This is a genomic window from Paraburkholderia sp. RL17-383-BIF-A, assembly GCF_046028015.1.
Classification (GTDB): domain Bacteria; phylum Pseudomonadota; class Gammaproteobacteria; order Burkholderiales; family Burkholderiaceae; genus Paraburkholderia.
Map to the genome: position 1 here is coordinate 88,059 of NZ_JARESR010000006.1, position 12,088 is coordinate 100,146.

Here is a 12,088-nt window from a genome sequence, read left to right on the forward strand (position 1 = left end):
CGCAGCCTGAGAAAAGGCCGCCGCAGGGGTGCCGCTGCGCGGGAAGTCCCTCGCCAAAGAAAGTCCCTCGCCCCGAAGGAAGACGCCTTGAGGGATTGAGGGATCGCCCTCCCGGAACCCGGCGCGAAGCGACGGTCCCGGGGGCGCTCTCAAGAAACAAGGAAGCCGTAAGATGAGTGAAGCTCAAACCGCCCACACGCATGGCGCGCCGGTTGTCGGCGTGCTGATGGGCTCCAGTTCCGACTGGGAAGTCATGAAAAACGCCGTGGCCATTCTGCAGGAATTCGGCGTGCCCTACGAAGCCAAGGTCGTGTCCGCGCACCGCATGCCCGACGAAATGTTCGCCTATGCTGAAAGCGCGCGCGAGCGCGGCATTCGCGCGATCATCGCGGGCGCGGGCGGTGCGGCGCACCTGCCGGGCATGCTGGCCGCCAAGACCACGGTGCCGGTGCTCGGCGTGCCGGTGGCGAGCAAGTACCTGAAGGGCGTCGATTCGCTGCATTCGATCGTGCAGATGCCCAAGGGCGTGCCGGTTGCCACGTTTGCGATTGGTGAAGCCGGCGCGGCGAACGCGGCGCTGTTCGCCGTGTCGCTCCTGAGCGGCACGAGCAACGAGTATGCGGAAAAGCTGGCTGCATTCCGCGTGCGCCAGAATGAAGCGGCCCACGCCATGGTGCTGCCGGCGCTGTAAGCGCACAGACTGATTGCTTGAAGACGTTCCCTGTCAGACCCCCGGCCGGGTGCCTGCCATCGCATTGCAAGCACGCATTGCACACAGCACCCGGCCGCGACCGACCACTAAGATGAACCCAGACAACACACCGGTTTCACCGATTCTGCCCGGCGCATGGCTTGGCATGGTCGGTGGCGGCCAGCTCGGCCGCATGTTCTGTTTTGCCGCTCAGGCCATGGGCTATCGCGTCGCCGTGCTCGATCCGGACGAAAACAGTCCGGCGGGCGCCGTCGCCGATCGCCATCTGCGTGCGGCATACACCGACGAAGCGTCGCTGACCGAACTCGCGCGGCTGTGCGCCGCAGTGTCCACCGAGTTCGAGAACGTGCCTGCCGCGAGCCTCGATTTCCTCGCGCGGACCACCTTCGTGAGTCCGGCCGGCCGCTGCGTCGCCGTGGCCCAGGACCGCATTGCCGAGAAGCGCTTCATCGCCTCATCGGGCGTGACGGTCGCGCCGCACGTGGTGATCGAATCGTCGGACGCGCTGGCCGCACTCGACGACGCCAGGCTCGAAGCCGTGCTGCCGGGTATTCTCAAGACCGCGCGCCTCGGCTACGACGGCAAAGGCCAGATTCGCGTGCGCAACGCCGAGGAAGTGCGCGAGGCGCATGCTTCGCTCGCCGGCGTGCCCTGCGTGCTGGAAAAGCGCTTGCCGTTGAAGTTCGAAGTGTCCGCGCTGATCGCGCGGGCGGCGAGCGGCGCCTCGGTGGTCTATCCGCTTGCGCAGAACACGCATCGCGACGGCGTGCTGTCGCACACCATCGTCCCGGCGCCGGACGCGAGCCCGACACTGGTCCAGCAAGCGCAACAGGCCGCGCTGCAAATCGCCGACAAGCTCGGCTACGTGGGCGTGCTGTGCGTCGAGTTTTTCATCCTCGAAGACGGTTCGCTGGTCGCCAATGAAATGGCGCCGCGTCCGCACAACTCCGGCCATTACACCGTCGACGCCTGCGCGACCAGCCAGTTCGAGCAGCAGGTGCGCGCCATGACCGGCATGCCGCTTGGCGACACGCGCCAGCACTCGCCGGCGGTAATGCTGAACATTCTCGGCGACGTGTGGTTTCCCGACGGCCCGAAGCGCCCGGCCGTCACGCCGCCGTGGCAGGAAGTCGCCGCGATGCCGGCAGCGCGTTTGCATCTGTACGGCAAGGAGGAGGCGCGTTGTGGCCGGAAGATGGGCCACGTGAACTTCACGGCCGCTACGCTCGAAGAAGCTCGCACGGCTGCGCGCGATTGCGCGCGTCTCCTGCACATCATCACGGGCTGACACGAGCGCCATGCCGGATCAACAGAAACCTGCCGAAGGCGCATTGCCTGTGAGCGCCACGCAGATCGAACACGCGGCGGCTCTGCTCGACGCGGGGGAGCTGGTCGCTTTTCCGACAGAGACGGTGTACGGCCTCGGCGGCGACGCGGAGAATCCCGACGCGGTCGCGCGGATTTATGCGGCGAAGGGCAGGCCGGCGAATCATCCGGTCATCGTGCATCTCGCGCCGCACGGCGATCCGAACTACTGGGTCGAGCACTTGCCCGCGGAGGCACAGCGGCTCATCGACGCGTTCTGGCCCGGGCCGCTCACGTTGATCCTGAAGCGCGCCGCGCGCATTCCGGCGGCAGTCAGCGGCGGCCAGGATTCGGTGGGGCTGCGCTGTCCGTCGCATCCGGTCGCGCAAGCCTTGCTCGAGGCGTTCAGCGCATTGCGCGGCGGACATGGCGGTGTCGCGGCGCCGTCGGCGAACCGTTTCGGTCATGTGAGCCCAACCACGGCACAACATGTGCGGGACGAGTTCGGCAACACGATTCATGTGCTGGACGGCGGCGCGTCGGACGTCGGTATCGAATCGACCATTCTGGATTTGTCGCGCGGCTTTCCGGCGTTGTTGAGGCCGGGGCGCGTGACGCCGCAAGATATCGCCGAGGTGCTCGGCGAGGCGCCGCGTTTGCCAGACGGCTCGGACGCGACTGCGCCGCGCGCTTCCGGCACGTTGAAGGCGCATTACGCGCCGAGCACGCCGTTGGCGCTATTGCCGTTCAACGCGCTGGAGACATTGCTTGCCGCGCGGCAAGCGGATGAGCGCGTGGCATTGGTTGCGCGCGCTTCCCGCGCGGGACATTGGGCCGATGCCGAGGGCGTGCATTTCATCGCCGCACCGGAAGATCCGCATGTCTACGCGCGTGAACTATATGGCTTGCTGAGGGCGCTCGACCGCGCGAACGTCTCGCGAATTCTTATCGAGAAGCTGCCGGATACGATCGAGTGGATCGCGGTGAATGACCGGTTGGGGCGGGCGGCCGCTGCGTTCGAAGCGCAGGGATAGCGTCGACAGCGCCCGGTTGAACTCAGCCGGGCCTGTCATCGTCGCAAAGGCGACGGCGGATCGCCGGATCCGCCGCGTTACCTGCCGCGTTACCTGATTACTTGCCCAACCCCGTTGCCGCGATCTGCTGCTGCACGTACTGCGCGAACAACGCGTGCAGGTGCGTGCTCGGGTGAACCGTATCCGCGAACATGTAAGTCTGGTCAGCGCCAGCCACCGTGTAGGTCTGCGGCGAACAGAACAGCGACGAACCAAACTGTGCGCCGTATTGAGCCGGGGTCAGTCCGTTCGTTGCGCTTGGGTTCGCGGCGGCGTAAGCGGTTGCGTTGCTCTGCATCGACGCCAGGTTACACGCCGTGCCGGTGTTGGACACCGTGAAGCCCAGCGCCTGGTAGTTCGGCAACTGCTGATCCAGCCACGTGAAGGCGTCGGCCACGATGACCTTGCCCGTACCCACCAGGCCGCGGGCCGTCAGGTTCTGCACCAGCAGGTAGTTATACGCCGCGGTAATCCCGGACAGCAGCGCAGCCGTGCCAGGCGTAGACGCGTTGGCCGACACGCCGAGCGGCGTATTGCCGATGTCCGGCACCGTCGACACCACCACGTGGGTCGCGCCCGAGTTGACGATGGTCTGCACTTGCGCCGCGAGCTGGGTGGCGGCCTGCGCGATCTGCGGGTTGGGCAACTGCTGCAGGTAGCCGACGATAAACGCGACCTGGCCCGCCTGCGAGTTCGGCAGTTTGCCGGCCTGCACGAGTTGCGGGTATTGCGTCTGGAGCGCGGCGCCGAGCGCTGTCAGATTGGTGGTGGTCCCCGCGAACTGGAAGATGTCGTTCGCGCCGCCGTTGATCAGCACGAGCTGGTTCGCATTGAAGCTCGTATGCGCACCCAGGTAGTTAGCCACCTGCGTCACGACCGGCACGGTCGTCGCGGCCATGTTGTTGGGCGCCCAGCCTTGACCTTGCGCGTTCACGACGTCCGAGCCGCCCTGCGCGTAACCGTAGCCGCCCGCTGCGACCAGCGGCTGGCCAAAGCCGCCGAGGTACGCCGGCTTCAACGTGTCGCCGTAGTATTCCGCGACCTTCTGGGTCCACACTTCACCCGGGTTCGTCGTGAAGCGGCCGCCGCCGAAGCTCCCCTGAATCACCGGCGCGTACGTGCCGACGTCCGAGAGACTGTCGCCGAACGACACGACCTGCAACTTGACGCCGCCCGCAGGCGTGCTGCTCGCATTGTTGTTGTCGCTACCCCCGCCGCAAGCCGCGAGCAGGGCGAACGCCGTGCTGGCAATGGCGATCTGCGTCACGCGCAGCCAATGTTGTTTCCGCGATGCTGTTTGCTTCATGTTGACTACATCTCCTCGTATGTTTGGCCCTTATGCCATGTGTTGCAGGCAGCGCCCGCCGCTTAGGCGGCGTGACGACAGCTTACAGAATCTTCTACGGCCTGCGCGGTGTTTGAAACGCGGCCGTATGGTCTTGATTCACGCGAATCGCTTCGCTCGAATTTCCGCTTGAATCCGCGTGCGACGCCGATGAACCGGCGGCGCGCCGCGCGTGATAATCCGTCGCCCACGAGGGCGGCGCAAACAGTGCGCGCAGCTTGTTGCGCCAGCCGCGCACGCTCGCGAAGTCGGCGCCCATCGACGCCCATTCGTGAAACGTCGCCTTCAGCGGGTTGTACGTGTGAAGTGGCTCGACGATGCCGTAGACCGGCGCATCGCGCTCGTCTTCCTCGACATAGCTGCCGAACAGGCGATCCCAGATCACCAGCACGCCGGCATAGTTGCGGTCGATATAGCGGTCGTTGCGCGCGTGGTGCACGCGATGGATCGACGGCGTGTTGAACACGTATTCGAGCCAGCCGAGTTTGCCGATGGCCTGCGTATGCACGAAAAACTGAAAGCCCAGGTTGATCAGCACGATCGCGACGATCTGCTTCGGCGGAAAGCCGAGCACGGCAAGCGGTGTCCAGAACAGCCACATGCCCGCGATCGGATACATCAGGCTCTGGCGGAACGCGGTCGAAAAATTCATGCGCTCCGACGAGTGATGCACGACATGCGCGGCCCATAGCCAGCGCACGCGATGGCTGCAGCGATGGAACACGTAGTAGAGCAGATCCTGAGCGACGAACAGCACAACGAACGAGACCCAACTCGCCTGCCACGTGTAGATGCGGTAGTGATCGTAGAAGAACGCGTAGACGGGAATGACGGCGAGCCACGCGAGCTTGTCGGCGCCCTGGTGCATCAGCGCGAGCGCCGTGTTGCAGAGCGTGTCGCGCCAGCTATAGAGTTGCGCGCCAGGGCGCGTGCGCAACAGGTGCCACGCCTCCCAGCCGATGCATGCGAGAAAGACTGGCGCCATGGCGAGCAGCAGCAATTCGGCATCGAATTGCATGGTGTCTTCCTCCGTGGTCCCTGGCCGCCGCGCGGTGCGCGAGCGGTGTTGTCGTTATTGTTCGAGTGGACCGTCAGCGGTGTGCGGTCCCGGCGCCACGTCCAGCGTTTTACGCGCGCCTCAAACACTGCCCGACAGCGTACACGCTAGAGGACGTTGCCGCGCGCGGCTTCGCTAGAAGGAACACTCAGTGAGCGCCGCGCTGGTGCGGGTTTTTCCTGGGCTTGCTGCTGCGCGGTTCGACGACGGGATCGGAAACTTTGGTGAAACCTTGAGACGGGCCCTGGTACACCCATTCGAGCAGCGCATCATGCGCGGCGCGAGCGGCTTCTGAATGCGGATCGTTGATCAGGCTGACGACCACGTAACTATTGCCGTCAGCCGAGGCCACATAGCCCGCGATTGCCCGAACGTCGCGCAACGTGCCGGTCTTGATATGCGCGTTGCCGCCCGCGCCCTGGTTGGTCAGCCGATTGCGCATGGTGCCGTCCACGCCCGCGATCGGCAGCGACTCCACGAACACCTGCGCGACCGGACTCGCGTTGGCCCGTTGCAGCAGATCGGCGAGCGCGAGTGCGGTGATGTGCTCGTCGCGCGAGAGGCCCGAGCCGTTATCGAGCGTCAGATATTCCATGTTGATGCTGTCGCGGCGCAGAAACGCCTCGATTGCACGCGCCGACTTGGCGGGCGTGGCGGGACCCTTTTCCTCGGCCGCGCCGATCGTCAGGAACAGATTGCGCGCCATCGTGTTGTTGCTGAACTTGTTGATGTCGCGAACGATGTCGGACAGCATCGGCCCCTGGTGTGTCGCCACGAGTTTGGCGCCCACCGGTACGGCGCCTTCGCGCGTCGCGCCGCTGAACGTGCCGCCGGTCTGTTGCCACAGCGCGAGAAAACCGCCCGCGAAAAATGCCGAGTGATCGAGCACCGCGACGTTGATCGTGCGCGGGCCGCAGCGCACCGAGTAGTCGCCGTCGAACGAGGCGACGACGGTGCCGTTCGGCTGCGGCGTGACGGTGGGCGACACGGAGGCCGCATCGCCGCGGCATGGACCGTTGACAGCGTGCATCTGGTTGTCGATCTGTAACTGCGCGAGCGCGGGCAGCACGTCGATCGCGACGCTGCCGTCGGGCGACGGCGTCAGTGTGAAGGACAGCGATTTGAACGCGTAGAGCAGCGGATCGGGGCCGACGTTGTACGGCGCGGTGGCGTCATCGTCGAACGGCGGCAGGTCGCGCGTGGACGGATCGAAGTAGCGCTTGTCGAGCACCAGCGCGCCGTCTATGCCGTTGATGCCCGCCTTGTGAATCTTCTGGACGAGATCGATCAGTTCTTCCGGCACGAGCTTCGGGTCGCCCGTGCCCTGAATGTAGAGGTTGCCGTGCAGCACGCCGTTGGCGTCGACCGTGCCGTCCGTATAGGCGCTCGTGCGCCAGCGGTAGTCGGGGCCGAGGATCGACAACCCCGAGTAGGTGGTGACGAGCTTCATGGTCGAGGCGGGCATCATCGGCTTGCCGGCGTTCAGCGCGACGATCGGCGTGCGGTCGCCGACTTTCTCCACCACCACGCTGATCGACGACAGCGGCACGTGTGCGCGCTGCAAGCCGGCCATCACTTGCGGCGGCAATACCGTGGTGACGTTGACGCTCGGATGCGCGGCCTTGACGCGAGCCTGCGCGGCGAGCGGCAGCGAGGCGCTGCAGCCGAGCGCGACGCAGGCGATCAGCCAGGCGCTCACGCGCGGCGCGAAGCGGCGAGGCAGCCGAGATGCGCAAGCGGTGGGAACAGTGGAAGCAGTAGAAGCAGACGGGAAACCCGGACGCTGCGCGGCAAGGCGCACGCGGCGTGCGAGATAAGACAGAAAAGCGTGCGTCATGGACGGGCGAAAAAGCAAAATGTCAGGGCGTGGGGCACGCGGTAATCCGGGTTGCGGCAGGGCGTCGCGTGATACACGGACGAATCGCCGGCCGCGCGACGCAAAGCGCCCATTGTAGTGACATGCCGCGAGGCTGCGGTGGAAAATGCGCCACGCGCCGCACATGCCTGAGGCGGGCGCTAGAATGCGGCATCATCGAACGATTCGGAACGGATAACCATGCGCATCTTGCTAGTCGAAGACGACCGGATGATCGCCGAAGGCGTGCGCAAGGCGCTGCGCGGCGAAGGCTTCGCGGTCGACTGGGTGGAAGACGGGGAAGCAGCGCTCAGCGCGGCGGCCAGCCAGCCTTACGATCTCGTACTGCTCGACCTGGGGCTGCCCAAGCGCGACGGTCTCGACGTGCTGCGCATGCTGCGCGCACGCGGCCATGCGTTGCCGGTGCTGATCGTCACCGCGCGCGACGCCGTGGCGGATCGCGTCAAGGGCCTCGACGCCGGCGCCGACGACTACCTCGTCAAGCCTTTCGATCTCGACGAACTCGGCGCCCGCATGCGCGCGCTGATTCGCCGTCAATCCGGGCGCAGCGATTCGACCATCCGCCTCGGCAATCTGACGCTCGATCCCGCCTCGCATCAGGTCACGCTCGACGGCTCGCCGGTGGCGTTGTCGGCGCGTGAATTCGCGCTGCTCGAGGCGCTGCTCGCGCGTCCCGGCGCCGTGCTCTCGAAGAGCCAGCTCGAAGAAAAAATGTACGGCTGGGGTGAGGAGATCGGCAGCAATACCGTCGAGGTCTACATTCACGCGCTGCGCAAGAAACTCGGTGCGGACCTGATCCGCAACGTACGCGGTCTGGGCTACATGATCGCTAAGGACGCCTGAGCCGATGCGTTCGATCCGCCGTCAATTGCTGGTCTGGCTGCTGGCGCTGGTGCTGCTCGGTGTCGGCATCGCGGGTTGGCTGATTTACCGGCAAGCGCTTGCCGAAGCCAACGAACTCTTCGATTACCAATTGGAGCAGATCGCCGCGGCGCTGCCGTCGGAACCGTTCTCGCAGGTGCTGGGTTCGCGCGACACCGGCGACGAAGGCATCGTGCTGCAAATCTGGAATCGCAACGGCGTGCTGATGTACTACTCGCGTCCGCGTGCGCCGCTCGCGCCGCGCGCCGAGCTCGGCTTTTCGACCGAGCACACGGATCGCGGCGAGTGGCGCGTGTATGGCGCGATCGTCGGCGATAACGTGGTGCAGCTGGCGCAGCCGGTGTCCGTGCGTAACCGGCTTGCCGCGAATGTCGCGCTGCGCACGCTGTGGCCGTTGATCGTGCTGCTGCCGTTGCTGGGGCTCGCGGTGTGGGTGATCGTCGGACGCGGACTCAGGCCGCTGCGCCGCGTGACGAGCGCACTCGACGCGCGTCATCCCGAGGCACTCGATCCTTTGCCGGACCAGCGTCTGCCGCTCGAAGTGCAGCCGCTCGTGCGCGCGCTGAACGGGCTGCTCGAACGGCTCGCCACCGCGCTCGATATTCAGAAGGCATTCGTCGCCGACGCGGCGCATGAATTGCGCACGCCGCTGGCCGCCGTGCAGATTCAGGCGCAACTCGTGGCGCGCGCGAAAGACGAAGCCGGCCGCAGCGAAGCGCTCGCCGATCTGCAAGCGGGGGTGACGCGCGCCACGCGTCTTGCCGAACAACTGCTGGCGCTCGCGCGTTCCGAGCCGGACGGACTCGCCGCCACCGACGCGATCGATCTGCGCGCGCTGCTCGAAGAATGTGTGCTGGCTTACGCGCCGCTCGCGCAGAATCGCGGCGTCGATCTCGGCATCGAGGCGACAGAGTCCGCCACCGTGATCGGCGACGCCGACGCGCTGCGCGTGATGTTCAACAATCTCGTGGATAACGCAACCAAATACACGCCGCGCGGCGGACATGTGGATGTCGTTCTGCGTGTGGAAGAGGGACACCCGGTCGTGCGGATCGCCGACAGCGGCCCGGGGATCGATCCGGAGGAACGCGATCGCGTGTTCGACCGTTTCTATCGCGCGGGCGCCAGTGCGAACCGCGCGCGGACCGACGTGGCGGGCAGCGGTCTGGGTCTCGCGATCGTGCGCCGCATCGCCGTGCAGCATCATGCCGCCGTGTTGCTCGACGAATCGCCGGCGGGCGGCTTGCAGGTCAGCGTGCGTTTTTGAAGGACGGGCTTTCAGTTCGTAAGAGGCTTTGATCGAGGCTTGTGCAACGCTGCAATAGCGCCTCGAAAATAGGATGGAAGCGATCTGTCGCTGCTTAAGACTCTTTTAAGTGACGCCACGTACGCTTCGAGACATCCAAAGTCTCTTTCTCCCAGTCAGGAGTACACGATGAACGCGAAAACCTTGTCCCGCAGCGCTGTTGCAGTGGCTGTCGCCGTGGCGCTCTCCGCCGGCTATGTGGCGGGGCATCGCGACGTGCCCGCGCCGCAGGTGATCACGCCGGCGCAAGCCGCGATGATGCCCGCCGAAGCCGCCGCCAAAACCGGCATTCCCGACTTCTCGGGCCTCGTCGAAACCTACGGCCCGGCGGTCGTCAACATCAGCGCGAAACATGTCGTCAAGCAGACGGCGCTGCGCGGCAATTCCGGTAATGGCAACGGCGGCGGCAACCAGTTGCCGATCGATCCGAGCGACCCGTTCTACCAGTTCTACAAGCACTTCTTCGGCGGCATGCCCGGCATGCAGGGCGGCGACGGCGGCGACGCGCCCGATCAGCCGAGCGCGAGCCTGGGATCGGGGTTCATCGTCAGCAATGACGGCTACATCCTGACCAATGCGCACGTGGTGGACGGCGCGAACGTCGTCACGGTGAAGCTGACCGACAAGCGCGAATTCCGCGCGAAGGTGGTCGGCGCCGACAAGCAGTCCGACGTCGCCGTGCTGAAGATCGACGCGAGCAATCTGCCGACCGTGAAGATCGGCGACCCCCGTCAAAGCAAGGTCGGCCAGTGGGTCGTCGCGATCGGTTCGCCTTACGGTTTCGACAACACGGTGACCTCGGGCATTATCAGCGCCAAGTCGCGTTCGCTGCCTAACGAAAACTACACGCCGTTCATTCAGACCGACGTGCCGGTGAACCCCGGCAACTCGGGCGGCCCGTTGTTCAATCTGCAAGGCGAAGTGATCGGCATCAATTCGATGATCTATTCGCAGACGGGCGGCTTCCAGGGCCTTTCGTTCGCTATCCCGATCAATGAAGCGATCAAGGTCAAGGACGACATCGTCAAGACCGGTCACGTGAGTCGCGGCCGCCTCGGCGTGGCGGTGCAGGGCATGAACCAGACACTGGCCGATTCGTTCGGCATGCAGAAGCCGCAAGGTGCGCTGGTTAGCTCGGTCGATCCGGGCGGCCCGGCCGCCAAGGGCGGTCTGCAGCCGGGCGACGTGATCCTGTCGGTGAACGGCGAGCCGGTCGGCGACTCGTCCGATCTGCCGTCGCAGGTTGCGGGTCTCGCGCCGGGCAGTTCGGCGACCGTGCAGGTATGGCGCGACAAGGCCACCAAGGACCTGAAGGTGACCATCGGCTCGTTGTCGGATGCGAAGGTGGCGTCAGACAAGGCCGATCAGCCGACCCAGTTGCAAGGCCGCCTCGGCGTGGCAGTGCGGCCGCTGACGCCGGAAGAAAAGAGCGGTGCGTCGGTGTCGCACGGTCTGCTCGTGCAGCAGTCAGGCGGCGCGGCGGAAAGCGCCGGCATCCAGCCGGGCGACGTGATTCTGGCGGTCAACGGGCGGCCCATTTCGAGCGTCGATCAGTTGAAGCAGATGATCGCCGGTGCCGGCAACAGCATCGCGTTGCTGATCCAGCGCGACAACGCGCAGATCTTCGTCCCGGTCGATCTCGGCTGATCGGGTGAGCGCGGCGGCTGTACCGGTCGGCGGCCGGGCGGCGGTTTGACCGACGGCTAGCCGATTCGCCCGCGAATTGAAGTAATGCTTGCCGGTCCCGTTGCATTTACTGCCAGCGGACCGGCAATTTTCATTTGGTGCCAACTATTGAAGCAGGGCGTTGCGCGCTACCCGGCGTGGCGCGCAGCGGTTTTCCAGAGGACGCGCCGGCGGCTTGGCACGCAGGTTGCGTCTACCTTGGTCCGGGCCCATCGCGGGGTGCCGGAGAAGCAGGGATAAGACCTCAACAAGGAGCGAACCGATGAAAACCCAACGCAATCAGCGAAGGCTCGTAGCCGCTGCGGTATGCGCAGCGCTCACGCTCGGTCTGGCGGGTGGCGCGTATGCGCAGCAGGCAAGCGACACGACCGGCGGCACGACCACCGATCAAACCAGCGCGGGTAATGCCAATGGTGGCGGCTTGCCGCAAATCCAGCAGCAAGGCGATGTCTCGTTCGTGTCGGGCGGCGTCGGCCTCGACGAATCGAAGGCGTTACAGCAGGCGCAAAGCCAGTGGCCACTGTCGCTGCGCTTCACCGGCCCCGGTTCCGACTTTCTCGCCGACGTCCACGTGCGCGTGGTCGATGCGCACAACGGCGAAGTGCTGACGACTACGTCACGCGGGCCGTATATGCTGGTCAAACTGCGCCCGGGCCGCTACACGGTGCATGCGCAATACAAGGATCGCGACCAGTCCAAGGCGGTGACGATCCCGGCCAAGGGTACCGCCAAGGCCGCGTTCTACTGGAACACGCAATAAGCGTGAGGGCGTTTTGCGCGGAGTTGCGGCTAGCTTCGTACCCCGCGCAGGAACGTCGCGCAATCGGCCGGACTTTGGCCGATAAT

The 12,088-nt window shown here is 65.5% G+C and carries 10 protein-coding genes; 7 read left to right on the forward strand and 3 right to left on the reverse strand.

Going from position 1 to position 12,088, the window contains the following annotated elements; genetic code table 11:
- The first annotated feature begins 172 nt into the window (after positions 1-172).
- The 3 genes from purE (at position 173) to P0D71_RS09315 (ending at position 3,051) form a co-directional block, all read left to right on the forward strand.
- Positions 173-691, forward strand: coding sequence for a 5-(carboxyamino)imidazole ribonucleotide mutase (gene purE / locus P0D71_RS09305; RefSeq protein WP_007180510.1), 519 nt, complete (start codon positions 173-175; stop codon positions 689-691).
- A 112-nt stretch (positions 692-803) separates the two neighbouring features.
- The gene (locus P0D71_RS09310) at positions 804-2,000 is read left to right on the forward strand and encodes a 5-(carboxyamino)imidazole ribonucleotide synthase (RefSeq protein ID WP_091799393.1); all 1,197 of its coding nucleotides are present in this window, start codon (positions 804-806) and stop codon (positions 1,998-2,000) included.
- A 10-nt stretch (positions 2,001-2,010) separates the two neighbouring features.
- Positions 2,011-3,051 carry an L-threonylcarbamoyladenylate synthase gene (locus tag P0D71_RS09315; protein ID WP_091799396.1) on the forward strand — a complete coding sequence of 347 codons (1,041 nt, stop codon included), beginning with the start codon at positions 2,011-2,013 and terminating at the stop codon, positions 3,049-3,051.
- A gap of 97 nt (positions 3,052-3,148) precedes the next feature.
- Here P0D71_RS09315 and P0D71_RS09320 read toward each other — a convergent pair whose 3' ends face one another.
- The 3 genes from P0D71_RS09320 to dacB form a co-directional block, all read right to left on the reverse strand.
- On the reverse strand, positions 3,149-4,396 hold the full coding sequence (locus tag P0D71_RS09320) for an SGNH/GDSL hydrolase family protein (protein WP_408479784.1): 1,248 nt from the start codon (positions 4,394-4,396) through the stop codon (positions 3,149-3,151).
- Positions 4,397-4,490: 94 nt separating this feature from the next.
- The gene (locus P0D71_RS09325) at positions 4,491-5,453 is read right to left on the reverse strand and encodes a sterol desaturase family protein (RefSeq protein ID WP_091799404.1); all 963 of its coding nucleotides are present in this window, start codon (positions 5,451-5,453) and stop codon (positions 4,491-4,493) included.
- Between the two features lie 187 nt (positions 5,454-5,640).
- Positions 5,641-7,329 (reverse strand): D-alanyl-D-alanine carboxypeptidase/D-alanyl-D-alanine endopeptidase, encoded by a 1,689-nt coding sequence (gene dacB, locus P0D71_RS09330; protein WP_408479785.1) that lies wholly within the window; start codon positions 7,327-7,329, stop codon positions 5,641-5,643.
- A gap of 219 nt (positions 7,330-7,548) precedes the next feature.
- Between dacB and P0D71_RS09335 the strand changes: the two genes are divergently transcribed.
- The 4 genes from P0D71_RS09335 to P0D71_RS09350 all read left to right on the forward strand — a co-directional run bounded on the left by P0D71_RS09335 (position 7,549) and on the right by P0D71_RS09350 (position 12,002).
- The gene (locus tag P0D71_RS09335; protein ID WP_091799410.1) at positions 7,549-8,211 is read left to right on the forward strand and encodes a response regulator; all 663 of its coding nucleotides are present in this window, start codon (positions 7,549-7,551) and stop codon (positions 8,209-8,211) included.
- 4 nt (positions 8,212-8,215) lie between these two features.
- Complete coding sequence (locus P0D71_RS09340; protein WP_408479786.1) at positions 8,216-9,517, forward strand: ATP-binding protein; 1,302 nt, start codon at positions 8,216-8,218, stop codon at positions 9,515-9,517.
- A gap of 168 nt (positions 9,518-9,685) precedes the next feature.
- Positions 9,686-11,203: a DegQ family serine endoprotease gene (locus P0D71_RS09345; protein WP_408186545.1), complete on the forward strand. Its 1,518-nt coding sequence runs from the start codon at positions 9,686-9,688 to the stop codon at positions 11,201-11,203.
- A 301-nt stretch (positions 11,204-11,504) separates the two neighbouring features.
- The gene (locus P0D71_RS09350) at positions 11,505-12,002 is read left to right on the forward strand and encodes a peptidase associated/transthyretin-like domain-containing protein (RefSeq protein WP_408186544.1); all 498 of its coding nucleotides are present in this window, start codon (positions 11,505-11,507) and stop codon (positions 12,000-12,002) included.
- The last annotated feature ends 86 nt before the right edge of the window (positions 12,003-12,088 follow it).